We start from the raw sequence: 24,664 nt of genomic DNA, 5'->3' as shown, positions 1-24,664 counted from the left end.
CAAGGCGCTTGCGCTTTTCTTTTGGAAATGAGATTAAACAACTGGGATGCGGGGTAAAGAACATGCGTCTGCAGCAGCCATCACTTATCTCAACCAAGAAAGGAACATACACTATGAAAAATAAAATTTACCTTTTAGCAGGCATTATCCTGTTAGGGATCGGCATCTATCTTTCCATCACATTCCTTGGAGATGAGAAAAAAGCGGAAAGCAGCCAAATGATTGTTGCTTTTGGGGATTCCCTTACCTATGGATATGGAGATGAAACAGAAGAGGGCTATATTGGGAGGCTGCAGAGCAAGCTGGATAAGGAATATCAGGATAAGAATTACCGAATAACAAATCATGGAGTGTATGGCTATAAATCGTCTGATGTTCTCCAGCAAATGCTCAAACCGAAAGTGGCAGATGATATCAAAAATGCAGATATGTTCATTGTATATATTGGCACAAACGATTTGCTGAAAAGCAACGGCGGGGATCTGTATCCGCTCCATCACGAAAATCTTGTTGAAGCTAAGGACATATATGAAGATAAACTGAATGGGATCCTGGAAACACTCGAAACCGCCAACAGTGATGCACCTGTTATCCTGATTGGACTATACAATCCTTATCCTGACGGCGACCGGATTGAAAAGTATATTGACCATTGGAACAAATCCATCAGAAAAAAAGCGGCAGAAGATAAACATATCACCTACATTTCCACCAATGAACTGTTCAAGGGAAAAAACAAAAAACAATACTTCGCTGATTCCCTTCATCCAAACGGAAAGGGTTATGAGCTGATTGCTGAAAAAATTATAGATAATTACTCATTTTAAGTTCTTGGTTATGTCTTATAAAAATTGCTTCTGCGTAGACTCTGTTTTCTTATATGCTGTGAAAACGCTAATATGATATTTTTGTGTGTTGATTGGAGCGGAAGGTGCGAGATCCTCGAAAATGCTGCCGCATTTTCTTCGTGCGGTGATTATTCGTGGATGCTTATTCAAAGTCCTGCGGGAGTAGCGGGACAGGTGAGGCCCCGCAGACGCAGAGCGTCGAGGAGGCTCACCACCTGCCCCGCGGGTTTGCTGAGTGCAGGCAGCGGAAATCAACACTCCCACATTAACAGACAATATTTCCTCCTTTTAATTGATAACACAATGTAATGTTCCAGCAAAATCTGTGTAACCAAGCAGCGTTATACTCCTATATAAGGGAAACTATTGTCTGGAAACAGAAGGGGAGGTCATTATGGAGGATTATTTAGCGAAGTCACTGGAAGAATGGAAAGAAGATATTTCTGAAGTTTTGGACCAGATTAATAATGAATACGAGGATGTTAAAAAAGAGCTGAAAGTATATTCCTACAAATACGGAATTACAAAGCAGGTTATCCAATCTACTGTGAACGAAGAGATCATTGATAATATCCGTGAAATGTATCATAAGCCTTTTGAAGAGAAGTATAACGAATTGAAAGAGTACATACGTGATTTGGATGAAAAACGAAAGGTTTTCCAGATGTTTGTCAATAAGATCGACGAAGTGAAAAAGAAGGAAGCGCCGCGCACCGACCTGGCAGCTGCCTATAAATAGCCAATAAACCGTCTTTGAATAAAAGGCGGTTTTTTTATCGCAGTCTAACGGGCAGTAAGACCCCCACTTCAAGACTTAAAGGAATCAAAGGAGGATAAGTGGGGGTCAAACTGCCCGTAAAGGCCCGATTGGTTCAACTAACAATCAGTGGGGGATAAGGAACCCCCCCACTGATTAAGTTTCACTTTATAGAAAAGGCTATGAGACTTGAGGCCATGGAGCCCATCAGCCTGCAGATGTATTTTTAAGAATATGGAGGAAAATGCTCCGTTGATTTTCTATAATGAAGAGGAAGCTGAAACTTTTACCGCGCCAGTTCCGTATTACACAGATAAAGGAGCTGAGAACATTGGAAACAAGAAAGGTTCTATCTGCTTTAAGTTATTTTAGCATTATGTTCGCAGGATTTATTTTTCCGCTTATTGTATTTTTTGCTTCAGAAGACAGGGAAGTGAAGCGGCATGCAAAGAGTGCATTCTTATCACATTTGATCCCGCTGGTTCCTGTTCCATTCATTGTTTTTGCAGCGGTAACTCAGTTTACAGTATATGATCAGGAAATTCCGGTATTTTTTCTTGCAGCTGTCGGCATCACAATCATTCTGCTATTAATTGTATTTATATGGAATATCATTAAAGGGGTAAAAGTCCTGATACAGGAATAGAACTAATAGAGGAGGGCCAGAAAATGAAAGAGGAACGTAAACGTATTTTGAAAATGGTCGAGGATGGAAAGCTTACAGTTGATGAAGCTTTAACTCTGCTGGAACAGCTTGAGCAAACAAATCAGACGATGGAACAGAAGCAGGAAGACTTAATTAAGGAGCTATCTGCTGAGGTTAAGTTTGAAGAAGCTAAAAAAGGTGAGCCATATAGCTCAAAGCATCAAAGTGCCAAGGAGAAAATCATTGATTTTGTAGATTCAGCATTTAAGAAAGTGAAGGATCTGGATCTTGATTTTAATTTTGGGAAAAGTGTTGAAATCTCTCATATATTTCAGCATGCAGACGCATACTTAAAAGATCTGGACATTGATGTTGCCAATGGAACAGTTAAGGTAATTCCGTGGGAGCAAAGTGATGTGCGTGTTGAATGCAAGGCCAAGGTCTATCGTGTGGATAATCAGGATGAAGCCCGCAGGAATTTTCTGAAGGATGTTATTTTTGCCATTGAAGGGCAGAGGCTGAGATTTTCGACTCAGCAAAAATGGATGAAGCTTGAAGCAGTCATCTATATTCCAAAGTCTGAATATGAAAATGTGAAAATCCGCATGTTTAATGGGCCGATTGAAAGCCAAAACTTATCAGTGGAAAACTTTAAAGCGAAAACGGCTAATGGAAAAATAACGGTTAGTGATTTGAACAGCCGTAATGTGGAGGCTGAGACAGCCAACGGGCAGATTACCATTCAAAAAAGCCGGATCGATCATGTGGAAGCCGAAACATTAAATGGCGCCATTCTGGCTGATGGAGACTTCAAAAAAGCTGAACTGCAATCCTTTAATGGAAATGTAACGTGCAGGGCAGAAAATGAGCGCTGCGAATGGATCGAAGCGAAGGCAGCGACGGGCAGCATCGATCTGTTTGTTCCGGATTTCGCTGCTGTCAGCGGAGAGCTTCGCACCAATCTGGGCAGTTTCCATCCTGACATTGAGGGTATTGAAGTAATAGAAGAAAAGAGCGAAGTGATTCAGAAAATGATGCGTTTTAAATCTGTAAAAGAAAGCGGCAGCGGACTTAAGCTGCGGGCTGACTCAAAGACAGGTGCCATCACAATCAAGCGGTCAACTGCCTGGTAAAATGTAGTGGAAAGGGCGCCTTCCGCTTTTCTTGATAGAATGTATCATTTCGGAAGTTAGATTACTGTCTAGCTCCAGGCACCATCGGCTCGAGGTCATAAGCTTGTCTTGTTTCAGCTCCTAGGGACTCGAGGTCATAAGACGTTCCCTTCCAGAAGGAAAAAACACCTTCTTACAGGGACCGTCTTATGCTGGTCGTCCCTGGGCAGTCGCCTCAACATTTCTTTCAATCCGGCCAAAATGTTAAAGAACAACCTTTCAGCCGGCTTATCTTATGCTTGAGGCCCGCAGGACAAGGAAGGCCTCGTCAGCGTAAACATCGCACGACCAAAAGCGACAGCTTTTGGGAGGATGCGGGTCATGCAGACGTTGCCACAGGACGTGGCGGTTTTAGTCTGCGTTCCTTTATAAGCGGGCGCCTTCCGCTTTTCTTGATAGGAGGGATTTTTAATGAATAAATTAATTCGCTCACGCAGCAACCGGAAATTAGCGGGAGTATTGGGCGGCTTATCAAAATCGATCGGAATAGACGCTACCATACTCAGGGTGATTTTCATTGTTTTATTATTTACAACTGGCGTTTTTCCAATGACACTCGTTTATGCTCTGCTTGTGTTTGTGCTTCCGAATGAAGAGGTGCTGTAGGAAATGAGATGGATCCTGGGAATATTGATAAATGCGGTCCTGTTTGTAGCGATCGCAGGTTTTTTCAAGGATTCGTTTTATTTGTCGGGATTTGGGGCTGCCGTTGGTGCCAGCTTCATGCTTTCTATCCTGAACATTCTTGTGAAGCCAATCCTTATTATTTTAACTCTTCCCGTAACTGTTTTAACGCTCGGTTTGTTCCTGTTCGTCATCAATGCTGTCACGCTTATGATAACGGATGGATTTATGGGTGATTCTTTTGAAATTGCCGGGTTTGGCACAGCGATTCTGGTATCGGTGATTATGTCTATCGTTAACCTGATCATTCAAAAAGCAATCCTGGAACCGGCGAGGGAAAAATAAATGCGTTAAAAAGCCAGCATCCATAATGCTGGCTTTTTCCTATTCAATAATCGTCGCATTAAAGCCATCCTTCTGCAGATTTCCGGCAAGCTTCTCGGCGAGCTGCTTTTCGGAAAAGGCAACTTGAACTTTGTATTGTTTGATTCTATCATGCTTTCTTAAGCAGTATTGTTCGGCAATTGCTTTTGCAATAGCCTGTGCACAGCGTTTTCGGTAAATGGGGGTCCGGAGAAGGGAGGCTTCCTCTTTATTGGTCATAAACCCGCATTCCACAAGAACTGCAGTCATTTTTGTCTCACGCAGCACATGGAAATCAGCTGTTTTAACTCCCCGGTCCCGCAAGCCTGTAGAACTGATTAAGTTTCGCTGGATCTTTTGGGCTAATGCCAATGCTTCTCTAGGCTTGGAAGGGTAGACATATGTTTCAATACCGCCTGCGCTGTTCCATTCGCCTGTTCCGTACGCATTGGCATGGATGGACACATAGCAGTCAGCGTTTTGAGTATTTGCCAGAGAGGTTCTTTCGACAAGCGGCACGTCCTGTTCATCGGAGTGGGCAAAGAAAACTTCTGTATTCTGATACTTTCCCAGCATCTCCTTTGCAAGGCTGGCGACTGCACGGTTGAATTCATATTCTCTTATTCCATCAGGGCCACGTTTGCCTGGGGTGCTATATCCATGTCCGGCATCCAATATGATCTTCATCTGATCGCTCCTTTCTGATAAAAATATCTTCATCTATATAATATGGACAAACCTTCCAAAAGGACATGGTAAAATGAAAATAGGAGAAACCCTAAGGGCTTTCTCCTATTTTGCAGCGCGCTGCATCGTATGAACAAATTTGTAGCGGTCTGCACGGTATGCTGATTTTACAAGCTCAAAAGGCGTGCCGTCCTCTAAAAAGGAAGTGCGGGCGATAAGCAGTACAGGAGATCCAGGGTCTACCTGCAGGTGGTTTACCTCCGTTTCCTTAGCGATTGAGGCTTCAATCTGCTGGGTGGCTTCCCTGATGGTAAGGGATAATTTTTCTTCGATATACTGATAAAGTGACTTGTTGATGATTTCTTCCGTAAGCCCTTTAACGAGATTGGCAGGCAAGTAGGTGGTTTCCAGCGCCATGGGCAGGCTGTCTGCCATCCGCACCCGTTTGATTTCATATACCGGTGTGTTTTCTTTTATATCAAGCTTTCTCGCCAGCTGAGGCTCGGCCGGAATGATTTCAAATGATATTAGGCGGCTGCTCGGCACCATGCCGCGCTCTTTCATATCTTCCGTAAAGCTGGTTAATCCCTGAAGCTTTTGTTCGACCTTCTGCTTGTTGACAAAAGTTCCGCGCCCTTTTTGCCTGTATAAATAGCCATCGTTGACAAGGTTATTTAATGCCTGTCTGACTGTCATTCGGCTAATCTGATATTGCTCCGAATACTCGCGCTCAGAAGGAATGGCTTCATCAGGCTTTAACTTGCCGTTTTCTATTAATTGTTTAATATACTCTTCCAATTGGTGATATATCGGGATGGGTGATTGCTTATCGATCATGGAAATTCTCCTATCACTATTAGTACTGATCATCAATCCTGACTGACGAGGCTAAGTGCTTCTTCATCAGCGATGATGGTTACATTCGGATGATGCTTCAAGGCTGACGCGGGAAACTGTTCATCAGGCTCTCCGTTAACCAATTGTCTGATGGCTTCTGCCTTGGCTGAACCTGATGCGAGCAGGATGATTTCCCGGCTATCAAGAATCGAAGCGATTCCCATTGTAATGGCTTGGGCTGGAACGTCTTCTATAGAACTGAAAAATCTTGCGTTAGCCTTACGCGTGCTTTCCGCAAGGTCCACGACATGCGTACGGCTGTTAAAGGCAGTGCCCGGTTCATTGAATCCGATATGTCCGTTGCGTCCGATTCCCAGCACCTGGAGATCAATGTCCACCAGATCCTTGATCAGCTGTTCATACCGTTCGCATTCCCTGGACATATCTTCTGCGGCTCCATTGGGAAGATGCGTGTTTTCGAGCTTGATGTCCAGATGATCAAATAGTTCGCTATTCATGAAATGCCTGTAGCTATTAGGATCAGTTGGGGGCAGGCCGATATATTCGTCCAAATTAATCGTCGTGGCTTTTGCATAAGAAGTGCCATTTTCCTGATGATCTTTAATCAGTTCGGCATAAACTCCTTTTGGTGTACTGCCGGTTGCAAGCCCTAATGTCATATCAGGCTGCCGGCGGACTTTATCAATCACCAGCCTGGCAGCTTTTCGGCTCATATCGTGATAATCGGCTGTTCGAATGATTTTCAATTCCCTTTCACCTCACGTTCGAAGGCTTTGACGCCTCGGCAGAAGGTCATGGCAACTTCAAGGTTCTCATCGAGTACAACCAGGTCCGCATCCTTGCCTTCTGAAATGCTGCCTTTCCGGTCGAAAATATTGAGCTGTCTGGCCGGGTTGCTGCTCGCAAGCCGGACAGCTTCATGCAGCTGTATATCTGTAAAGTCAATCATATTTTTTATGGAGTCTTTCATTTTTAAGATGCTTCCAGCCAATGTGCCGTCAGCAAGCAGTGCCTGGCCATTTTCGACCTTTACATCCTGTCCGCCAAGATCATAATGGCCATTTTTCAGGCATTTGGCTCTCATCGAATCGGTTATCAGGATCATACCATCAGCGCCTTTGGCGTTTAGTGCAAGCTTGATCATCTCTGGCCGGACATGGATGCCGTCAGCGATCATTTCAACGATCAATTCCTTAAATAAAAGCGAAGCGCCGGCAACACCAGGTTCACGGTGATGCATGCCTCTCATTCCGTTAAACAGGTGGGTCACCTGTTTAGCTCCAGCCTGAACAGCCTTTTCCATTTCGGTAAAAATGGCATCACTATGGCCGATTGAAGGGACAACGCCATTTTCACTTAAATAGCGGATAAATTCATAGCCATTAGCTTTTTCTGGTGCCAGTGTGATCAGTTTGATCGTTCCGTCCGCTGCTTCCTGCCAGCGCTTAAAGAGTTCAATATCAGGCTCCAGGATATGATCCTTCGGCTGGGCTCCTCCTCTTGCTTCGTTAATAAACGGTCCCTCCAGGTGAATTCCGATTACTTCCGCCTTGCCGGGAGTATTTTGTTCTTTTTGAAAGTGAGCCGCATTGATCAGTGCAGCTTCTATTTTCTCTTTTTCCTGTGTGATGGTTGTGGCCAGGAAGCTTGTAGTCCCTTCTTCAGGCAAAACGCCGGCCACTGTGTTCAGCGCTTCAAATGTAGCATCCATCGTATCGGCACCGCCAGCGCCATGTATGTGGACATCAATAAACCCCGGACTGATTGTGTGCTCAGGGGAAAGTTCTATAATTTCTGTATCCTGGCCGATGGCAGGAAGCTCCTCCAAGGTTCCAGTCTTCAGGATATGCTCATTTTCTATTAAAATAAAACCTTTATCAATCGTGCTGTTTTCCAGAAGGATTCTGGCATTTTTCAGTAATATACGGCTCATTTCAGTTCATCTCCGTTTGAATGATACTTTTATTATAAAAGGTTTGTGCTGAGATGTCTATACCAGTTCAAGGATTTAACTTTCTAACACTTTTTGGTCTATACAACTAAAAATAGGATAGAAGGCGATCGGACGCTTCCTATCCTATTTATTTGAGATTTAGGAGAAATACATACCAAAAAATGATTAATTTGTATCCGCAGCTGCTTCCCGTAAGTAGCCATTATGCTTTTTCAGAAGCTCGGCGGCTGCTTCACCTTTTAATCCTGTTAAAATCTGAAGAATGGCGGCCTTCGTATGATAGTTCTGTTCTTTAAGTGCAGCCCGGGCTTCTTCATCAGATGCACCTGTAGCCATTTTAACGATATTCTCAGCACGCTTAAACAGCTTTTCATTTGTCATCTGCACATCTACCATTAAATTGCCGTACACTTTTCCCAGCTTGATCATGGATGCTGTCGTTAGCATGTTCAGGACGAGCTTTTGTGCAGTGCCTGCTTTCATTCTTGTAGAGCCTGTAACCACTTCCGGACCTGTGATAGGTGCAATCGTATATTTAGAGATTTTCCCCATTTCGGAATCTTTGGTGCAGGCAACTGAAACAGTAATAGCACCGACTTCGTTTCCGTATTGAAGAGCTCCGATCGTGTATGGCGTACGGCCGCTCGCCGCAATGCCGACAAGCACGTCCTTGTCTGATAATTGAATATCGGCGACATCCTGGCGTCCCTGTTCACTGTCATCCTCAGCACCTTCAACCGCCTCGGTCATGGCTTCCTTGCCCCCGGCGATAATGCCGACAACCATTTCAGGGTCTGTTCCATATGTCGGCGGACATTCTGAAGCATCGATAATGCCAAGACGTCCTGAGGTGCCGGCTCCAACGTAAATCAAGCGGCCTCCTTTTTTAAAGCTCTCCGTAATTTCATCCACCACTTTTACAATGTGAGGGATTTCTCTTGCGATGGCATTAGGAACAATTGTATCCTCCTGATTTATGATTGTAATAATTTCTTCTGTTGTCATTAAATCTATTTCCATTGTTTTTGGGTTTCGCTGCTCTGTATTCAGCTTTGTAATATTCATTATTTATCCCTCACTATTAATTGAAATTTAGTTCCTGCCTTAATCTGATTCAGCAGGGGCATATCTTCTTCTATTACTCTGGCGATTACATTCACGCGTTCATCATGAGGGAGATCTGCTAATATAATTTGCATCTCTCCTGCGTAGCGGCCGTATAGAATATTATCAACTGTGACACTGCCTTTTTTACGTTCCAGCTGGTTTACAGGTTCCCATTTATTTGATCCCTGCCCGGCATAGGATCTTGATTCAACCGACCTGACAACATCCCGGGCAGGATCCATCCGATTTGTATGAGGTTTGTTAAGAAGATCCTCATAGATTTGTTCGCCGATCAGCTCGATCCGGAGAGGCACGGCACCTTCCGCAATTTTCGCCAGCTGTGCAAGAGTCCTATCTTTTACAGAATGATCACCTATCAATACCTTGTCTGTCCAGCAGCTGTTCAGCAGTTCAGCCGCAGCAGCAGCAGGTGACGAGCCCCGGTGTTTTTCAAGAGTAGGCAAACCGGCAAAAAGGGGCCCGCGAAACTCCCCGTCTCCAGGTACAAATGCCATGGTAGTTATCCCCATGCCTTTTAGGAGCTTATTTCGCTCTATTAAAAAGTCTTTATTCAAACCGGTTTCCGGCCGCGGGTAAAAGTTATGCCAGGCTTCTATATTATTGGTTTTTAATCCCAGTTCCATCCACTCATGCAATTCTTCAGCAGAGATCGTACTGGCATTGATACCAAGTTTCATTTTTTTTGAGAGTTCAACAATCTGTTCAGAAGTGAAGCCATAATCAGCCCGGATTCCGGTAAGGCCCCATTCGAGAAGTGTATCAATCGAATCCCAGTCCAATCCTAAATGGTCCAATGATTGGGGAGAAACATCTGCGAGGAGTTCCATATGATGCTGCTTTGCCAAAGCCCCAAGATTCTGAAGTAAATGTTTATAAGTGCTGTGGTCATCTTCGGGAATATGGAGGGATGTGAAAATGGAAGTGAGGCCGTGAGAAGCCGCCCTTTCTATCCATTCCGCATTTTGATACTGACGCTCTTCTGATAAGTAAACTGATATTCCAAGCATCCTGGTCACCTCTTTAAATCTGAATTTTGTAAAAACGGGGACTCATAAGTAAAGAAGGAGGAATGGCTCCTCCTTCTCCTAAATTAGAAAATATAAAATCTTGAGTATGGATAACTGTCTAGCTCCACAAGGAACGCTTCGACAGCATCATCATCCACGACTAAAAGCGTTAGCTTTTAGGAGGAGCGCCTAGCCCCTCGAGGTGTCGGGGTGGACAAGGCGCTTCCGCTTTTATATATTTTTAGCCATTTCCTCTTTGAATCCGAACAGCCATGTGAACAGGAAGCCAAAAGCATAGGCAATTAATAGGCCAATCAGATACAGTATGATTTGATTGGTGTGAACGAGGAAGGCAAGCGGTATGCCGGAAACCCCGATGGCTACTGTAGCAATTTTGAAGAACGCCTGGAAAGCACCGCCGACAGCAGCTCCAAGACATGCTGTCAGGAATGGGCGTCCCAGCGGCAAGGTAACCCCGAAAATAAGCGGTTCGCCGATTCCAAGCATTCCAACCGGAAGTCCGCCTTTAATGACTCTCTTCAGACGGGCATTTTTTGTCTTGAAATAAATGGCGAATGCCGCACCTACCTGGCCTGCACCGCCCATTGCAAGAATCGGCAGCAGCGGGTCATCGCCGATTGAGTTAATCAATTCCATGTGAACTGGTGTTAAACCTTGATGCAAACCAGTTACAACTAAAGGAAGGAATGTTCCGGCAAGTACTAATCCAGCCAGAATGCCGCCGACATCAAGTATGCCAAGCAGGCCTTTAGTAATGATATCTGACAGGAATCCGCCAACAGGCTGCAGGATGAAGAAGGTTGCAAAGCCTGTAATTAATAATGCAAGTGTCGGTGTTACGATTATATCAACAGCTGAAGGAACGACTCTGCGGATTCTTTTTTCCAAAAAGGCCACCAATGCAGCAGCGAGCATGACTCCGATAAGCCCTCCGCGGCCCGGCACCAGCGCTTCACCGAACAAAGTGATATTGGCAAGGCCTGGATTAATTAATAGAATACCGGCCGCACCGCCCAGAGCAGGAGATCCTCCAAACTCCTTTGCTGTGTTAATACCAACAAATACCCCCAGGTAACCGAATAAACCCCAGCCAATCAGATCAAGCATTTGCACAAGAGTAGATTCCGGATCTCCGCCTGATTTGATAATTACATTATTGATCCCTGCTATCAAACCGGAAGCAACGATAGCCGGGATCAGCGGGATGAAGATACTTGCAATTTTTCGTAAAAACAGCTTGAACGGTGTAGCGTTTTTCTCATTGAGTCCGGCTTTCGTCCGGGCTGCCAGTCCCTCCAATGAAGTGTCAATCTCTTCTTCATCATCAACGGAAGAAACATTTTTGCCTGTCATTCTGGAAACTTCGTCAGCTACTTTGGTGACGATTCCTGGTCCCAGTATGATTTGGAGTGTTTCTGCTTCCACAACACCCATAACGCCGTCAATATCCTTGATGCCATTCAGATTGACTTTGCTTTCATCGACCGGCTTCACGCGAAGACGGGTCATGCAGGAGGCCAGTTCCGCAATATTGCCTGTGCCGCCCAACTGCTCCGTAATCTCTTTCGCCAAACGTTCTTCTTTCCGCATGAGCTTTTCCCCCTCTTTTTTTAAAATGAATAAACGTAATAAGAGCTAAAAAAATAAATGAATTCGCTTACATCCCCATCTTAACAAGGTTCAGTATAGTTGTCTATACCATTTATATATTTTTATATGGGCATGTCATCATATTTATACGCATAACAATCCTGAAAATTGTCCTTTTTAAAGAGGATTAAGCAAATGGGCCTAGTGTTAATTTTAAAAAATTCGATTTCAGAAATTTGGTTCTGGGTTAAAAAGTGCTAAAATAGAGTGAAACTTCATGAACTTAAAGAATTAAAGAGTTACATATAAAGAGATCATCCGGCAGTGCCAGCATTAAAGGAGGAACTTATTTTGGTAAAAGTGCGCACGAAAGATATTATAGAAAAATTTGGGCTTGAATTGATTGCCGGAGAGGAGGGCATAAACCGGCCGATTACAACGAGTGATATTTCACGTCCGGGCTTGGAGATGGCAGGTTATTTTGATTATTATCCGGCTGAACGCGTTCAATTGATCGGAAAAACGGAACTGTCTTTCGTTGAAACGTTAACAAATTCTGAGCGGGAAATCCGGCTTGAACGCCTCTGTACAGATATTACGCCCGGCATAATCGTGACGAGAGGACTTGATATCCCTGAAGAACTGATTGAAGCAGCCGAGAGAGAATCGGTTCCGCTGCTTCGCTCCAAGCAAAAAACGACCCGTTTTTCCAGTTTGCTGACAAATTTTCTGGAAAGCAAGCTTGCTCCAACGACAGCTGTTCACGGCGTCCTTGTTGATATTTATGGGGTAGGGGTGCTGATAACAGGTAAAAGCGGAGTAGGTAAAAGCGAGACGGCACTCGAATTAGTAAAACGCGGACACCGCCTTGTTGCGGATGACTGTGTGGAGATCAGGCAGGAAGATGAAGATTACCTGGTGGGAAATTCACCCGAATTGATTGAACATCTGCTTGAAATCCGCGGTCTCGGCATTATCAATGTTATGACACTGTTCGGTGCTGGAGCTGTCCGCAGCTATAAAAAAATCTCTGTGGTTATGAATTTGGAGCTGTGGGACCCGAAAAAACAGTACGATCGTCTCGGCCTTGATGAAGAAAAAATGAAAATCATTGATACGGAGATTACGAAACTGACCATTCCGGTTAGACCCGGACGAAATCTCGCTGTCATCATTGAGGTGGCTGCCATGAACTTCCGCTTAAAGAGAATGGGAATGAATGCAGCGGAACAGTTCACGAACCGCCTCTCAGATGTAATTGAAGACGGAGACCATGATGATCGTTAATCTGTGAAAACAGGTCAACCATTTTTCAATCAAACGTTTGATTGAAAGCTGTAAAACCTCATCAGGCTTCAAAAAAGAATAGATAAAGGGCGCCTTGCGCTTTTCGAAAGGAGAAGTGATCATGGAAAACAATATTCAGCCGTTAGATCCGATTGCCATTTCCCTTGGGCCGATTCAGGTCCACTGGTATGGTCTGATTATCGGCCTCGGCATTGCACTGGCTCTCATTATCGCGATGAGGGAAGGGGAAAGAAGGGGACTCCCTAAGGACATCTTTGCCGATTTAATGCTGTGGGCCATTCCCATTGCGATTATTTCCGCAAGGATCTATTATGTTATATTTCAATGGGATTTTTACTCGCAGAACCCGGGTGAAATCATCAAAATATGGAATGGCGGAATTGCCATTCATGGAGCTTTAATTGGTTCTGTCATCACCGCTTATGTTTTCGCAAAGAAAAAGCAAATCTCGTTCTGGAAGCTTGCTGATATTGCAGCGCCAAGCATCATTTTGGGGCAGGCAATCGGCCGCTGGGGCAACTTCATGAATCAGGAGGCGCACGGGAGGGAAGTCAGCCGGGCGTTTCTGGAGAACATGCATCTGCCTGAATTTATCATTAACCAGATGTATATTAACGGAGCTTATTATCATCCGACGTTTTTATATGAATCCATCTGGAATATCATTGGATTTATCATCCTTATTTTATTAAGAAGAGCAAACTTAAGGCGCGGAGAGCTTTTCCTTTCGTATGTTATCTGGTACTCGATCGGACGTTTCTTCGTAGAAGGCCTCCGTACCGACAGCCTGATGCTTACTGAGAATTTAAGAATTGCTCAGACAATATCTATCGTTCTTATTATTGTAGCGCTGGTTCTGATTTTTTATAGAAGAGCAGAAGGTCTTGCCAAAGCTCGTTATTTGGATAAAGCCGAGGGGAAATAACACACATAGGGGAGAGTATTAGAGATGCTGGTTGAATCATCCAAAAAGGGGCTGATGGCCGGCTTAAAAACAACATGGACACTCGGGAAAGTCATATTCCCGGTCACACTGATTGTGGCACTGCTGCAGCATACGCCGGTGCTTCCATGGGTTATCAAGCTGATCACACCCCTTATGAATCTTATCGGGCTGTCAGGAGATGCAGCCATACCGCTTGTTTTGGGGAACTTCTTGAATTTGTATGCCGGAATTGGAGCTATCCTTACGCTCGATTTAACGGTTAAAGAAGTGTTTATTATTGCCGTCATGCTGTCGTTTTCACATAATATGCTGATTGAAACGGGAGTCGCTTTGAAGGTTGGCGTTAAGCTTTGGGTCGTTCTTACCGTCCGTTTCGGATTGGCGCTGTTGAGTGCCATTGTTATCAACCTTGTTTGGCAGGGCGGATCCGAAACGGCTAAGTACGGATTTATTCCGGCAAAAGAAGAGCAGATGTCGGGGGCATTGCCAATCCTGCTGGATGCACTGCAGACTGCTTTGCTCGGCATTCTCCAGCTTGCCATCATCGTCATTCCGCTGATGATCATTATTCAGATCTTAAAAGATAAGCAATGGCTTGCTGTCTTTTCAAGATGGATGGCGCCTGTGACAAGGGGACTTGGAATGAAAGAAAATACGTCTACAACCCTTGCAGCCGGATTGCTGATTGGCCTTGCTTATGGGGCGGGTGTCATGATCCAGGCTGTAGAGGAAGATGGCGTCAGCAAAAAAGATGTAACGATTGCATTTATTTTCCTTGTAGCCTGTCATGCGGTCGTTGAAGATACACTGATTTTCGTGCCGCTTGGCATTCCGGTCTTGCCGCTTCTGCTGATCCGCCTGGGTGTGGCGATCATTCTGACACTGGTGGTGGCGATGATTTGGAACCGTGCTGATCTGGCAAAAAGAAAGGAAGCAACATATGAGCATTAACACACTATTGTTTGATCTAGATGGAACACTAATTGATACAAATGAATTGATTATTTCCTCGTTTTTGCATACGCTCGGAAAATATTATCCTGACCGCTATCAGCGGGAAGATGTACTTCCGTTCATGGGGCCGACCCTGCATGAAACATTTGAGACCATCAACCCGGAAAAAGTGGAGGAAATGATCTCGGTTTACCGGGAGTACAATATTAAGAACCATGACGTGCTGGTGAAGGAGTTTGACGGCGTGTTTGAAACGGTTCGGGCTTTAAAAGAATCAGGCTATAAATTGGGCATTGTTACGACGAAAGTTTCCAATGTAGTTGAAAAGGGCTTAAAGCTGACTAATCTTGATCAGTTTTTCGATGTGGTTGTCACGCTTGATCATGTGGATAAGCCAAAGCCGGATCCGGAGCCAATCTTGAAGGCGTTGAGCCTGCTGGATGCGAAGCCGGAGGAAGCCATTATGGTCGGCGATAATTCACACGATATCGATGGCGGAAAAAACGCCGGCACGAAAACGGCTGGTGTTGCCTGGACAGCGAAAGGCCGCGAATTCCTTGCGCGCTTTGAACCGGATTATATGCTGGACAATATGGCTGACCTGCTCGATATCCTTGAGGCAGAAAATCAATGAGAAAAACGGAGCGTTTTCCGGTAGAGGGAGGCAATTCTCTCTGGCATGTGTATAAAACGGTTCCGTTCCTGAAGGTGGTCAAAAACTTTATTGTGATTCAGCTTGCGCGCTATACGCCATTTCTGGGAATGAAAAATTGGCTCTACCGTAATTTTCTGAGAATGAAGGTGGGGGACCAGACATCATTTGCACTAATGGTGATGCTGGATGTCATGTTCCCGGAAAAAATAAGCGTCGGCCGCAACACGGTCATCGGCTACAACACGACAATCCTTGCTCATGAATATCTGATTAAGGAATACCGCCTCGGCCGGGTTGAAATTGGCAGTGGAGTCATGATTGGCGCTAACTCAACTATACTGCCGGGTGTCACAATCGGTGATGGTGCCATTATTTCAGCCGGAACGCTTGTCCATAAGGATGTCCCGTCCGGTGCGTTCGTTGGCGGCAATCCGATGCGTGTCATCTATACAAAGGAAGAGCTTGGCGCTCGCTGGGCGGACGATCCCATATATGGTACAGATAAAAAGAAAACTCCGCTTGCTTAGGCTGGCGGAGTTTTTCTAATCAATAACTTCAAATAACCTGTCGAAAAAAGAACAAACTATATAAGTAAGCTCCTTTTTAAAAAAGGAGTCTTTTTTTATTTTTTCAGTCTCTTTTGGTTGACGGCGTGGTGAATGCGCGTTAAACTACATATAACTTCAATCTACTACCATATTAGCGAACTAAAGGATTCGGAATTTTTAAGTCATAGAGGTGAATGGTTTGAGCCGATTATTTATGTTTGAAAAGCCGTTAGGCATGAGAGATACATTACCTGATCTATACGAAAGAAAAGCTGCAGTCCGTACATCCATCCAGGAGGAAATGAAACGCTGGGGCTATCAGTTTATCGAAACGCCTGCACTTGAATACTACGAAACAGTAGGGGCGGCTTCAGCGATATTGGATCAGCAGCTGTTCAAGCTGCTTGATCAGCAGGGCCATACCCTGGTTCTCCGGCCGGATATGACAGCGCCGATTGCAAGGGTGGCAGCATCCCGTCTCTTAAAAGACGAGCTGCCGATCAGGCTTGCGTATTCGGCCAATGTATACCGCGCACAGCAGCGGGAGGGAGGCAGGCCGGCTGAGTTTGAGCAAATCGGTGTTGAATGCATTGGGGATCATACGATCAGTGCGGATGGCGAAGGAATGGCGCTCATGATCTCTGCTCTAAAAGAAGCAGGGCTTCGGAACTTTCAGCTTTCAGCAGGCCACATCGGCTTTGTCCGTGACTTCTTCCAGCAGATTTTAGGAACGGAAGAACGAGTGGAAAACTTGACAAGATTTTTATATGAGAAAAATTATGTAGGATACAGGGAACATGTAAAGAGTCTGGCACTTTCGTCCATTGATAAACAAAGGCTTCTGGATTTCCTTAAATTAAGGGGCGGTGAAGAAGTCATTGAGATTGCCTATGGCCTTCTGGAAAACGGCACAGGAAAAAAGGCATTGGCTGAGCTTGAACAGCTTTGGAGCATTATGCGGGACTACGGCCAGGAAGGCACAGTTAAATTTGATTTAACGCTTGTCAGCCATATGAGCTACTATACGGGCATTCTATTTGAAGTATATGCAGGAAATGTTGGTTTCCCGATCGGAAATGGCGGCCGCTACGATCTGCTGCTTCAAAAGTTCGGAAAAGATACGGGAGCAACCGGCTTTGCCATCAGATTGGACCGCCTGCTTGAAGCGCTGGAAGACAGCAATGAGGCTGAACCTGTTTACTGCATTTTATACAGTCCGGAACGCCGCAAAGAGGCATTCGATTTTGCGAAGGAAGAACGTTCTGCCGGAAAGAAAGTGGTCCTGCAGGATATTAGCGGTGTTAAGGACATAGATGCCTGCACCAGCCAGTACGAGGACATTACCTTTTTAGTCGGAAAAGCTGGAAAGGAGAGCATAAAATGAGTGATGTTTTAACGATTGCGATGCCAAAGGGCCGCATTTTTGAAGAAGCAGCTGAATTGCTCCGCCGTGCAGGCTTTCAATTGCCGCCGGAATTTGATGATTCACGTAAATTGATAATCGATGTGCCGGAAGAGAATTTCCGCTTTATCCTGGCAAAGCCGATGGATGTGCCAACGTATGTGGAGCATGGTGTAGCAGACCTTGGGATTGCCGGAAAGGACGTAATGCTTGAAGAAGAGCGGGATGTCTACGAGCTTCTTGATTTGAAAATTAGTGCCTGTTATCTCGCTGTTGCGGGACTGCCAAACACCAGGCTGAATGATGTGGCTCCTAAAATTGCTACAAAGTATCCGCAGATTGCGGCAGCGTATTTCCGTGAACAGGGGGAGCAGGTGGAGATCATTAAATTGAACGGCTCCATAGAACTGGCCCCGATGATCGGGCTGGCGGACCGGATCGTGGATATTGTATCAACCGGCCGGACACTGAAAGAAAACGGGCTCGTTGAATACGAAACCATTGTCGGAATCACCTCAAGATTGATCGTCAATCCAGTCAGCTACCGCATTAAGGATGAACGAATCAGCGAGCTGGTTGGCCGGCTGACAGAAGTTATTTCAGGAGAAGAAATAAGCTCTTAAAAGGATGTAGAACCCCTATGAAAATTTTAAAAATTGATGACCAGATTTCAATTAAACGGTCTGTTGATAACGGAACAGAAGAACAGCGGGCGATTGTAAAAAATATTATTGAAACAGTCCGCCAAAACGGCGATCAAGCTTTAAAAGAGTACACAGAAAAATTTGATGGCATCTCTCTGGATGAATTAAAGGTACCACAGGCTGAAATAGGAGAAGCGTTGAGTCAAGTGGATGGGAAAATCCTTGAGATCATTAAAGAAGCTGCCGAAAATATCCGGTCTTTTCATGAAAAACAGCTTCGTCCTTCCTGGATGACAACAGAAGAGAACGGCACAGTCCTTGGCCAAAAGATTACACCGCTTGATTCAGTTGGCCTGTATGTTCCGGGCGGAACGGCGGCATACCCGTCATCCGTACTCATGAATGTGATTCCGGCAAAGGTTGCGGGGGTCAAGAGAATCGTGATTACTTCTCCTCCTGATAAAAAGACTGGAAAGCTGCCTCCGGCCGTTCTGGCAGCAGCACACATCGCCGGTGCGGAAGAAATCTATAAAGTCGGCGGAGCCCAGGCGATTGCTGCATTGGCATATGGAACCGAATCGATCCGGCCTGTCGACAAGATCACAGGTCCGGGGAACATCTACGTTGCCCTCGCAAAACGCGAAGTTTTTGGGGATGTTGATATAGATATGATCGCAGGTCCGAGTGAAATTGCGATTCTTGCAGATGAAACGGCACAGCCAGATGATGCGGCGGCCGATCTGCTATCACAGGCTGAGCATGATCCTATGGCGTGCGCTGTGCTCGTGACACCATCTTCTGCTTTGGCAGAAGCGGTGTCAGCAGAAGTGGAACGCCAGCTTGCCGAGCTGCCCCGCCAGGAAATTGCCGCTGGGTCCATCAGGAATTACGGAGCTATTTATGTGACGGAAAGCATGGATGAAGCTGTTGAAACAGTGAACAGCCTGGCTCCTGAACATCTGGAGATTTTAACAGAAAATCCGATGGAGCTTCTTGGACGGATTCGTCACGCGGGAGCGATCTTCCTCGGAAGATTCAGCCCTGAACCGGTTGGCGATTATTTTGCCGGTCCAAACCACGTCCTGCCGACAAACGGGACAGCCCGTTTTTCAAGCCCGCTTAATGTGGAGGATTTTCAAAAGAAATCAAGCATTCTTTTATACAGCGAAAAAGCATTAAAAGATAACGCCGAGAAAATTGCGGCCTTTGCGCGTCTGGAAGGCCTTGAAGCCCATGCCAGATCCATTGAAACAAGACTAAGAAAATAAGCTGGAGGAATAATCATGGCCAGAACTGCTGAAATTTCACGTAGAACCAATGAAACGAATATCACTCTATCCTTAAATATAGACGGAGAAGGCAAAAGCGATCTGGAAACAGGCGTGCCTTTTATGACACATATGCTGGACCTGTTTGCCAAGCACGGACAATTTGACTTGAATATCGTTGCAAATGGCGACACCGATGTGGATGATCACCATACTACAGAGGACATTGGCATCTGCTTAGGCCAGGTGCTGAAGGATGCTTTAGGAGATAAAAATGGCATCAAGCGCTATGGGAATGCTTTTGTTCCAATGGACGAAGCACTGGCTCAAGTGGTAGTTGACCTCAGTAACCGCCCTCACCTTGAGATGCGTGCCGAGTTCCCAAGCCAAAAGGTGGGGACATTTGATACAGAGCTAGTGCATGAATTTCTCTGGAAACTCGCGCTTGAAGCGAGAATGAACCTGCATGTCATTGTTCACTATGGACAGAATACACACCACATCATTGAGGCGATTTTCAAAGCGCTAGCTCGTGCGCTGGATGAAGCATCGACGATTGATCCGCGGATTAAGGGAGTTCCCTCAACGAAAGGGCTGTTGTAAATGATCGGCATCATCGATTACGGGATGGGGAATTTGTTCAGTGTCAGTAAAGCACTTGAACGGCTGGAGGTTGCTTATTTCCTTTCTGAAAATAAAGACGAGCTTCTGAGAGCGGATGCCCTGATTTTGCCGGGTGTCGGTTCTTTCAAGGATGCAATGAATATCTTAAATTCTACTGGCCTGGCAGATTTGGTTAAGGAGTTTGCTGATACAGGCAAGCCGCTCCTTGGCATTTGCCTTGGCATGCAGCTTTTATTTGAAAGCAGTGAAGAGAATGGACTGACAGAAGGATTGCAGCTTCTGCCTGGCCATGTGAGGCGGTTTCCCGGTGCAACAGCAGAAGGTGAAACGTACAAAGTTCCGCATATGGGCTGGAACCGTCTTGAATTCCTGCAGGGTTCGCCGATTTTAAAAGGGCTTGATGAAGATTATGTCTATTTCGTCCACTCTTATTTTGTAGATACAGATGATAAAAAGGTAGTTATCAGCAGGAGTTTGTATGATGTAGAAGTGCCGGCAGTGGTCGGCAGGGGCAATGTGTTCGGCATGCAGTTCCACCCTGAAAAAAGCAGTTCGCTCGGCATGGCGCTTTTACGCAATTTTACCGAGCTGGTTGAAGAAAGGATGTCTGTGAAATGAGTTTTACCATCTATCCGGCAATCGATATGAGAGGCGGCAAGTGCGTCCGGCTCCTGCAGGGGGATTATGATAAGGAAACGGTGTATGGAGACTCTCCGTTTGATATGGCCAAAAAGTTTGCTGATGAAGGAGCAGACTGGATTCATATGGTCGATCTTGACGGGGCAAAGGATGGGAAGCGGGTTAATGATCAGTATGTCATCCAGGCTGCCCGCGAACTTGGGGCCTCTGTCCAGATCGGCGGGGGAATCCGTACAGAAGAAGACATCCTTCATTACCTTGATAACGGTGTAACACGCGTAATCATTGGAAGCATCGCCGTCTCCAATCCGGAGTTTGCTATTGACATGATCCGCAAATATGGCAAAGCCATAGCGGTAGGACTTGATGCGAAAAATGGCTATGTGGCCACTCACGGCTGGCTGGAGACATCTGAAGTAAAGGCAGTTGACTTGGGTAAGCGATTCGCCGACGCCGGTGCGGAAACATTTATTTTTACAGATATCGCAACAGATGGAATGCTTTCTGGACCTAACGTTGAAGCCGTTCGCCTGCTTGCGCGGGAAACTGGCAAAAGTGTAATTGCATCCGGCGGGGTCAGCCAGCTGGCTGATTTGGCGGAACTTCAGGAATACACATCTGAAGGTGTTGCCGGGGCCATCGTTGGAAAGGCAATATATGAAGGCCGGTTTACCGTTGCGGAAGCTTTGAAAGAGGTGAAGGCATAATGCTGACGAAACGCATTGTTCCCTGTCTGGATGTAAAGGACGGCCGTGTGGTAAAAGGGGTGCAATTTGTGCAGCTGCGTGATGCCGGTGATCCGGTTGAGCTTGCCCGATTTTATGATGGGCAGGGAGCTGACGAGCTGGTTTTCCTTGATATCTCCGCTTCTCATGAAGGCCGGAAAACAATGGTTGAAGTTGTGAAGGCTGTTGCGTCGGAGCTGGCCATTCCCTTTACAGTCGGCGGAGGGATAAACGCGCTTGAAGATATGAAGCGAATTTTACGGGCGGGGGCTGATAAGGTTTCTCTTAATACAGCTGCCGTAAACAATCCTGACTTAATTACAGAAGGGGCAAATTTTTTCGGATCACAGTGCATCGTTGTGGCGATTGATGCTAAATACGATGAACAGCTCGGTTCCTGGCGGGTGTACACACATGGCGGACGCACGCCGACTGATCTGGAGGTTATCTCCTGGGCCCGTGAAGCGGCAGAGCGCGGTGCCGGAGAAATTTTACTGACAAGCATGGACTCAGACGGTGAGAAAAAGGGCTTCGACATTAAGCTGACAAAAGCAGTAAGCGAGGCCGTTTCGATTCCGGTTATTGCTTCTGGCGGGGCAGGAAACGCCGATCACTTTGCAGAAGCATTTATTGATGGGAAAGCGGATGCCGCGTTGGCAGCATCTATTTTTCACTATAAAGAAACATCTGTGGCAGAAGTGAAAGCTTTTATTAAGGAAAAAGGGGTGGTAGTCCGATGAATATCGATGGTGTAAAGTTTGACGAAAAGGGACTGATCCCTGCCGTTGTGCAAGATGCGAACACAAAAGAGGTATTAACATTAGCTTATATGAATCGGGAATCCCTTTTAAAATCAGCGGAAACAGGGGAGACCTGGTTTTTCAGCCGTTCCCGCAATGAGCTCTGGCACAAAGGGGCAACAAGCGGAAACACGCAGAGAATTGTAGAAATGAAGATTGACTGTGACCAGGATGCCATTGTGGTATTGGCTGAACCAGCGGGACCTGCCTGCCACAAGGGAACAGTCAGCTGCTTTGAGGAAAGAGTATATGGGGAAGAGTCAGGCGGTTTATCTGACTACGAAATCCTTAATACACTTGAAAAAGTCATTGAAGAACGCGAAAAGACACGACCGGAAGGAGCCTACACAACCTATCTTTTTGAAAAAGGCGTAGATAAAATCCTGAAGAAGGTCGGCGAAGAATCCGCAGAAGTTATCATCGCTGCGAAAAATCGTGATAAGGACGAACTGAAATGGGAAGCTGCAGACCTGATTTATCATTTGATGGTGCTGCTGCGGGAGCAGGAACTGCCTTTTAGCGAAGTCTTGAAAGTGCTTAATAAACGGCATGAAAAGAAAGAACCGGCCTCCGAATAGGGAGGGCGGTTTTTTTTATGAAAATTTGCTTTTGGATGATTATCATTTCATCCTATCTCCTGTAAAGAATCCTGTTCTTTCCCATAAAGATCGTCCCAAAGTTCATAGACTTTCCTCCGGCCGTTTGCAATTTCAGGGTTGAATTGGATGGCAGCGTTTTGACGGACTGTATGAACGTTTCTCAGTGCCTGTTCAAGCTTCTGGGTGATGTCAGTGCTGCCTTTTCCAGCATATTTAGCAATCGAAATCCCTGCTGTTGTTCCCTGGGCCATAGCGATTTTTCCGCTTTCAATGCCAGTGATATTCCCGGCAACAAATAATCCTTCGAGCGGAGTTTCCATTTTTTCAGAATGAAGTGGAACATGTCCCCCAAGTTCTGGTACGTATTGGAATGGGCAGCCGGCAACTGCTGTAAGCTCTGCTAACGGATACAAGCCGCCTGCGATACACACGAAATCTGCTTCGTATATTTTTTCCGTACCTTTGATCACGTTTCCATTCGCATCAATATCCGCAGTGAGGACGCCTTCCACATGATCCTTCCCAAGAATTTCCAGTGATGCTTTTCTAAGCTGCAATGGGGTTCCATTCACCTTAACGCCGCTTTTAGGGTAAAATTTCATTCCTAACTTGCGGAATCCTCTATTTTTCATAAAGCGGCTGCCGAAACGCAAGATTGGTGACGGGGCAAGATGTGCTGCATTTAGGAGTGACTTCAGGACTTCCTCTGGTTTCCCGGCATTTTGGCTAAGCGGACTCTTTTCTGGCAGCACAATATGTTCCACATTGATTCCGGCTAATTGGAGCTCGTTTAAAATGGCAAATGCCAGAATGTTTGCACCAATGATGATCCCTTTTTTGCCAACCTCGACCCGATGAACATTCGTCATGACCTGTGCAGCTCCGATGGACATAACACCTGGAAGAGTCCAGCCTGGCACAGGAATTGGGAACTCAGCAGCACCAGTTGCCACCAGCACATAAGGAGCTATCAGTGTTCCTGTATTCGTATGAACATTCCAGCAATCCTTATCTTTTTCAAGGTTATATACAGAAACGCCGCAGCGGATATCTACTGATAGTTTCTGTGCTTCGTTATGCAGACGAGTTGATTCTTTTATTCCATTCCACCATTCTCCGGACGGTTCCTGGTGCAATTGGCCGATTAATCTGCCGCCTGGCCTGACAAATTCATCAATGACGGTTACTTTCAAGCCATACTCAGCACAGGCTATGGCACCAGCTAAACCTGCTGGCCCAGCTCCAATTACGATTACATCTATCATTGGTTCTCCACCATCCTTTTAACTATATTAGGATGATGTTTTCCTCTTTCAACAGCCATATTTTCCTTCACAGCCGTTAAACAGGCTCTTATATTGGCCTGCCCATTAACATAGACACGGCATTCCATACAGTGGCCGATATTGCAATAAAACCCTCTTGGTGTTCCGCTCTCCTCATGAACTCGCAGTGTTCTCACACCGTTTGCCAGCAGAGCTGCAGCGATTGTTTCAGTTTCATATGCTTCATATTCTTTTCCATCAAATGTGAATGGAATCTTTTTTCTATCATCTAATTTGCCTAAAACCGGATGATCTATAATTCTAGCCATTATTATCACCTGCCGTTCCAAAAGTTACAGGGCGAATTGGAGGCTGATATTTTAAGGGAATTTCACCTTCGCCTGTATTAGGGACGATACTTTCAATAATCCGATCGACCATGACCCTGCAAGTGCGTCCTCCACAAAATCCCATTCCAGCTCTTGTTCTAAGCTTCAATTCCCTGGATGTACACTGATGTTCTTTTGCAGTTGCGAAAACCTGCCCATAGGTAACCTCTTCACAGCGGCAGATCACAAGTGCCTCTTTGTTACTCATTTGGAAATCCTCCTCTTCAGGTATATGCAAAAATA

At 45.6% G+C, this 24,664-nt stretch carries 29 protein-coding genes; 19 read left to right on the top strand and 10 right to left on the bottom strand.

Annotation, left to right across the window (positions count from 1 at the left end):
- Positions 1-8: 8 nt before the first annotated feature.
- The 6 genes from AC3WTL_RS16735 (at position 9) to AC3WTL_RS16710 (ending at position 4,392) form a co-directional block, all read left to right on the top strand.
- Positions 9-827, top strand: coding sequence for a DUF459 domain-containing protein (locus tag AC3WTL_RS16735; RefSeq protein ID WP_492369756.1), 819 nt, complete (start codon positions 9-11; stop codon positions 825-827).
- Between the two features lie 415 nt (positions 828-1,242).
- The gene (locus tag AC3WTL_RS16730; RefSeq protein ID WP_035329260.1) at positions 1,243-1,587 is read left to right on the top strand and encodes a hypothetical protein; all 345 of its coding nucleotides are present in this window, start codon (positions 1,243-1,245) and stop codon (positions 1,585-1,587) included.
- A gap of 349 nt (positions 1,588-1,936) precedes the next feature.
- Positions 1,937-2,251 (top strand): magnetosome magnetite crystal formation protein family, encoded by a 315-nt coding sequence (locus tag AC3WTL_RS16725; RefSeq protein ID WP_163142209.1) that lies wholly within the window; start codon positions 1,937-1,939, stop codon positions 2,249-2,251.
- Positions 2,252-2,274: 23 nt separating this feature from the next.
- Complete coding sequence (locus AC3WTL_RS16720) at positions 2,275-3,384, top strand: DUF4097 family beta strand repeat-containing protein (RefSeq protein WP_048009338.1); 1,110 nt, start codon at positions 2,275-2,277, stop codon at positions 3,382-3,384.
- A gap of 450 nt (positions 3,385-3,834) precedes the next feature.
- The gene (locus tag AC3WTL_RS16715) at positions 3,835-4,029 is read left to right on the top strand and encodes a PspC domain-containing protein (protein ID WP_197205134.1); all 195 of its coding nucleotides are present in this window, start codon (positions 3,835-3,837) and stop codon (positions 4,027-4,029) included.
- Positions 4,030-4,032: 3 nt separating this feature from the next.
- Complete coding sequence (locus AC3WTL_RS16710; protein ID WP_048009336.1) at positions 4,033-4,392, top strand: phage holin family protein; 360 nt, start codon at positions 4,033-4,035, stop codon at positions 4,390-4,392.
- A 39-nt stretch (positions 4,393-4,431) separates the two neighbouring features.
- On the opposite strand, the gene AC3WTL_RS16705 is transcribed toward AC3WTL_RS16710, so the two are convergent.
- The 7 genes from AC3WTL_RS16705 to AC3WTL_RS16675 form a co-directional block, all read right to left on the bottom strand.
- The gene (locus tag AC3WTL_RS16705) at positions 4,432-5,097 is read right to left on the bottom strand and encodes an N-acetylmuramoyl-L-alanine amidase (RefSeq protein WP_248349554.1); all 666 of its coding nucleotides are present in this window, start codon (positions 5,095-5,097) and stop codon (positions 4,432-4,434) included.
- A gap of 105 nt (positions 5,098-5,202) precedes the next feature.
- Positions 5,203-5,934 (bottom strand): GntR family transcriptional regulator, encoded by a 732-nt coding sequence (locus AC3WTL_RS16700; RefSeq protein WP_248349553.1) that lies wholly within the window; start codon positions 5,932-5,934, stop codon positions 5,203-5,205.
- Between the two features lie 32 nt (positions 5,935-5,966).
- Entirely contained in the window at positions 5,967-6,701 is a 735-nt protein-coding gene (gene nagB, locus AC3WTL_RS16695; protein ID WP_248349552.1) for a glucosamine-6-phosphate deaminase, read from the bottom strand.
- Positions 6,698-7,888 carry an N-acetylglucosamine-6-phosphate deacetylase gene (gene nagA, locus AC3WTL_RS16690; RefSeq protein WP_248349551.1) on the bottom strand — a complete coding sequence of 397 codons (1,191 nt, stop codon included), beginning with the start codon at positions 7,886-7,888 and terminating at the stop codon, positions 6,698-6,700. Before nagA ends, nagB begins: the two co-directional genes overlap by 4 nt.
- 186 nt (positions 7,889-8,074) lie before the next feature.
- Entirely contained in the window at positions 8,075-8,974 is a 900-nt protein-coding gene (gene murQ / locus AC3WTL_RS16685; RefSeq protein WP_248349550.1) for an N-acetylmuramic acid 6-phosphate etherase, read from the bottom strand.
- Positions 8,974-10,044 carry a DUF871 domain-containing protein gene (locus tag AC3WTL_RS16680; RefSeq protein WP_492369755.1) on the bottom strand — a complete coding sequence of 357 codons (1,071 nt, stop codon included), beginning with the start codon at positions 10,042-10,044 and terminating at the stop codon, positions 8,974-8,976. The genes murQ and AC3WTL_RS16680 overlap by 1 nt, the downstream gene beginning before the upstream one ends.
- Before the next feature lie 231 nt (positions 10,045-10,275).
- On the bottom strand, positions 10,276-11,655 hold the full coding sequence (locus tag AC3WTL_RS16675; RefSeq protein ID WP_163142224.1) for a PTS transporter subunit EIIC: 1,380 nt from the start codon (positions 11,653-11,655) through the stop codon (positions 10,276-10,278).
- A gap of 351 nt (positions 11,656-12,006) precedes the next feature.
- On the opposite strand from AC3WTL_RS16675, the gene hprK reads away from it, so the two are divergent.
- The 13 genes from hprK to hisIE all read left to right on the top strand — a co-directional run bounded on the left by hprK (position 12,007) and on the right by hisIE (position 22,746).
- Positions 12,007-12,942: an HPr(Ser) kinase/phosphatase gene (gene hprK, locus AC3WTL_RS16670; protein ID WP_061793405.1), complete on the top strand. Its 936-nt coding sequence runs from the start codon at positions 12,007-12,009 to the stop codon at positions 12,940-12,942.
- A 121-nt stretch (positions 12,943-13,063) separates the two neighbouring features.
- The gene (gene lgt, locus AC3WTL_RS16665; protein WP_206701282.1) at positions 13,064-13,888 is read left to right on the top strand and encodes a prolipoprotein diacylglyceryl transferase; all 825 of its coding nucleotides are present in this window, start codon (positions 13,064-13,066) and stop codon (positions 13,886-13,888) included.
- 24 nt (positions 13,889-13,912) lie between these two features.
- Positions 13,913-14,860 carry a nucleoside recognition domain-containing protein gene (locus tag AC3WTL_RS16660; RefSeq protein WP_163142230.1) on the top strand — a complete coding sequence of 316 codons (948 nt, stop codon included), beginning with the start codon at positions 13,913-13,915 and terminating at the stop codon, positions 14,858-14,860.
- A complete protein-coding gene (gene ppaX / locus AC3WTL_RS16655) occupies positions 14,850-15,497 on the top strand; it encodes a pyrophosphatase PpaX (RefSeq protein ID WP_135147905.1) in 648 nt (215 codons plus the stop codon). The genes AC3WTL_RS16660 and ppaX overlap by 11 nt, the downstream gene beginning before the upstream one ends.
- Positions 15,494-16,045: an acyltransferase gene (locus AC3WTL_RS16650; protein WP_222498984.1), complete on the top strand. Its 552-nt coding sequence runs from the start codon at positions 15,494-15,496 to the stop codon at positions 16,043-16,045. The genes ppaX and AC3WTL_RS16650 overlap by 4 nt, the downstream gene beginning before the upstream one ends.
- Positions 16,046-16,265: 220 nt before the next feature.
- Positions 16,266-17,450: an ATP phosphoribosyltransferase regulatory subunit gene (locus AC3WTL_RS16645; RefSeq protein WP_163142462.1), complete on the top strand. Its 1,185-nt coding sequence runs from the start codon at positions 16,266-16,268 to the stop codon at positions 17,448-17,450.
- Positions 17,447-18,091: an ATP phosphoribosyltransferase gene (gene hisG / locus AC3WTL_RS16640; RefSeq protein ID WP_035329276.1), complete on the top strand. Its 645-nt coding sequence runs from the start codon at positions 17,447-17,449 to the stop codon at positions 18,089-18,091. Before AC3WTL_RS16645 ends, hisG begins: the two co-directional genes overlap by 4 nt.
- A 17-nt stretch (positions 18,092-18,108) precedes the next feature.
- Positions 18,109-19,380 (top strand): histidinol dehydrogenase, encoded by a 1,272-nt coding sequence (hisD, locus tag AC3WTL_RS16635; protein WP_252219815.1) that lies wholly within the window; start codon positions 18,109-18,111, stop codon positions 19,378-19,380.
- Between the two features lie 15 nt (positions 19,381-19,395).
- Positions 19,396-19,983: an imidazoleglycerol-phosphate dehydratase HisB gene (gene hisB / locus AC3WTL_RS16630; RefSeq protein ID WP_252219811.1), complete on the top strand. Its 588-nt coding sequence runs from the start codon at positions 19,396-19,398 to the stop codon at positions 19,981-19,983.
- Complete coding sequence (gene hisH / locus AC3WTL_RS16625) at positions 19,984-20,622, top strand: imidazole glycerol phosphate synthase subunit HisH (RefSeq protein ID WP_248349544.1); 639 nt, start codon at positions 19,984-19,986, stop codon at positions 20,620-20,622.
- On the top strand, positions 20,619-21,350 hold the full coding sequence (hisA, locus tag AC3WTL_RS16620; protein ID WP_222498990.1) for a 1-(5-phosphoribosyl)-5-[(5-phosphoribosylamino)methylideneamino]imidazole-4-carboxamide isomerase: 732 nt from the start codon (positions 20,619-20,621) through the stop codon (positions 21,348-21,350). Before hisH ends, hisA begins: the two co-directional genes overlap by 4 nt.
- The gene (hisF, locus tag AC3WTL_RS16615; RefSeq protein WP_222498992.1) at positions 21,350-22,108 is read left to right on the top strand and encodes an imidazole glycerol phosphate synthase subunit HisF; all 759 of its coding nucleotides are present in this window, start codon (positions 21,350-21,352) and stop codon (positions 22,106-22,108) included. Before hisA ends, hisF begins: the two co-directional genes overlap by 1 nt.
- Positions 22,105-22,746 carry a bifunctional phosphoribosyl-AMP cyclohydrolase/phosphoribosyl-ATP diphosphatase HisIE gene (hisIE, locus tag AC3WTL_RS16610; RefSeq protein WP_248349543.1) on the top strand — a complete coding sequence of 214 codons (642 nt, stop codon included), beginning with the start codon at positions 22,105-22,107 and terminating at the stop codon, positions 22,744-22,746. The genes hisF and hisIE overlap by 4 nt, the downstream gene beginning before the upstream one ends.
- 47 nt (positions 22,747-22,793) lie before the next feature.
- Here the strand turns inward: hisIE and AC3WTL_RS16605 are convergent, their stop codons facing one another.
- The 3 genes from AC3WTL_RS16605 to AC3WTL_RS16595 are packed head-to-tail and all read right to left on the bottom strand — an operon-like array spanning position 22,794 to position 24,629.
- A complete protein-coding gene (locus AC3WTL_RS16605; RefSeq protein ID WP_248349542.1) occupies positions 22,794-24,032 on the bottom strand; it encodes an FAD-dependent oxidoreductase in 1,239 nt (412 codons plus the stop codon).
- On the bottom strand, positions 24,029-24,361 hold the full coding sequence (locus AC3WTL_RS16600; protein WP_048008401.1) for a (2Fe-2S)-binding protein: 333 nt from the start codon (positions 24,359-24,361) through the stop codon (positions 24,029-24,031). Before AC3WTL_RS16600 ends, AC3WTL_RS16605 begins: the two co-directional genes overlap by 4 nt.
- Positions 24,354-24,629: a (2Fe-2S)-binding protein gene (locus AC3WTL_RS16595; RefSeq protein WP_048008402.1), complete on the bottom strand. Its 276-nt coding sequence runs from the start codon at positions 24,627-24,629 to the stop codon at positions 24,354-24,356. Before AC3WTL_RS16595 ends, AC3WTL_RS16600 begins: the two co-directional genes overlap by 8 nt.
- Between the last annotated feature and the right edge of the window lie 35 nt (positions 24,630-24,664).

The sequence above is a fragment of the Cytobacillus sp. EB106-05-05-XG126 genome (genome assembly GCF_058791715.1).
The sequence above is the reverse complement of the archived record's forward strand: the minus strand, read 5'-3'. Positions and strand labels throughout refer to the sequence as shown.

Coding starts and splice junctions, on each gene's coding strand:
- AC3WTL_RS16730 (WP_035329260.1), top strand. CDS start 1,243: ATGGAGGATTATTTAGCGAAGTCACTGGAAGAATGGAAAGAAGATATT.
- AC3WTL_RS16720 (WP_048009338.1), top strand. CDS start 2,275: ATGAAAGAGGAACGTAAACGTATTTTGAAAATGGTCGAGGATGGAAAG.
- AC3WTL_RS16715 (WP_197205134.1), top strand. CDS start 3,835: ATGAATAAATTAATTCGCTCACGCAGCAACCGGAAATTAGCGGGAGTA.
- AC3WTL_RS16710 (WP_048009336.1), top strand. CDS start 4,033: ATGAGATGGATCCTGGGAATATTGATAAATGCGGTCCTGTTTGTAGCG.
- AC3WTL_RS16705 (WP_248349554.1), bottom strand. CDS start 5,097: ATGAAGATCATATTGGATGCCGGACATGGATATAGCACCCCAGGCAAA.
- AC3WTL_RS16700 (WP_248349553.1), bottom strand. CDS start 5,934: ATGATCGATAAGCAATCACCCATCCCGATATATCACCAATTGGAAGAG.
- nagA (WP_248349551.1), bottom strand. CDS start 7,888: ATGAGCCGTATATTACTGAAAAATGCCAGAATCCTTCTGGAAAACAGC.
- murQ (WP_248349550.1), bottom strand. CDS start 8,974: ATGAATATTACAAAGCTGAATACAGAGCAGCGAAACCCAAAAACAATG.
- AC3WTL_RS16680 (WP_492369755.1), bottom strand. CDS start 10,044: ATGCTTGGAATATCAGTTTACTTATCAGAAGAGCGTCAGTATCAAAAT.
- AC3WTL_RS16675 (WP_163142224.1), bottom strand. CDS start 11,655: ATGCGGAAAGAAGAACGTTTGGCGAAAGAGATTACGGAGCAGTTGGGC.
- lgt (WP_206701282.1), top strand. CDS start 13,064: ATGGAAAACAATATTCAGCCGTTAGATCCGATTGCCATTTCCCTTGGG.
- AC3WTL_RS16660 (WP_163142230.1), top strand. CDS start 13,913: ATGCTGGTTGAATCATCCAAAAAGGGGCTGATGGCCGGCTTAAAAACA.
- ppaX (WP_135147905.1), top strand. CDS start 14,850: ATGAGCATTAACACACTATTGTTTGATCTAGATGGAACACTAATTGAT.
- AC3WTL_RS16650 (WP_222498984.1), top strand. CDS start 15,494: ATGAGAAAAACGGAGCGTTTTCCGGTAGAGGGAGGCAATTCTCTCTGG.
- hisG (WP_035329276.1), top strand. CDS start 17,447: ATGAGTGATGTTTTAACGATTGCGATGCCAAAGGGCCGCATTTTTGAA.
- hisD (WP_252219815.1), top strand. CDS start 18,109: ATGAAAATTTTAAAAATTGATGACCAGATTTCAATTAAACGGTCTGTT.
- hisB (WP_252219811.1), top strand. CDS start 19,396: ATGGCCAGAACTGCTGAAATTTCACGTAGAACCAATGAAACGAATATC.
- hisH (WP_248349544.1), top strand. CDS start 19,984: ATGATCGGCATCATCGATTACGGGATGGGGAATTTGTTCAGTGTCAGT.
- hisA (WP_222498990.1), top strand. CDS start 20,619: ATGAGTTTTACCATCTATCCGGCAATCGATATGAGAGGCGGCAAGTGC.
- hisF (WP_222498992.1), top strand. CDS start 21,350: ATGCTGACGAAACGCATTGTTCCCTGTCTGGATGTAAAGGACGGCCGT.
- hisIE (WP_248349543.1), top strand. CDS start 22,105: ATGAATATCGATGGTGTAAAGTTTGACGAAAAGGGACTGATCCCTGCC.
- AC3WTL_RS16605 (WP_248349542.1), bottom strand. CDS start 24,032: ATGATAGATGTAATCGTAATTGGAGCTGGGCCAGCAGGTTTAGCTGGT.
- AC3WTL_RS16600 (WP_048008401.1), bottom strand. CDS start 24,361: ATGGCTAGAATTATAGATCATCCGGTTTTAGGCAAATTAGATGATAGA.
- AC3WTL_RS16595 (WP_048008402.1), bottom strand. CDS start 24,629: ATGAGTAACAAAGAGGCACTTGTGATCTGCCGCTGTGAAGAGGTTACC.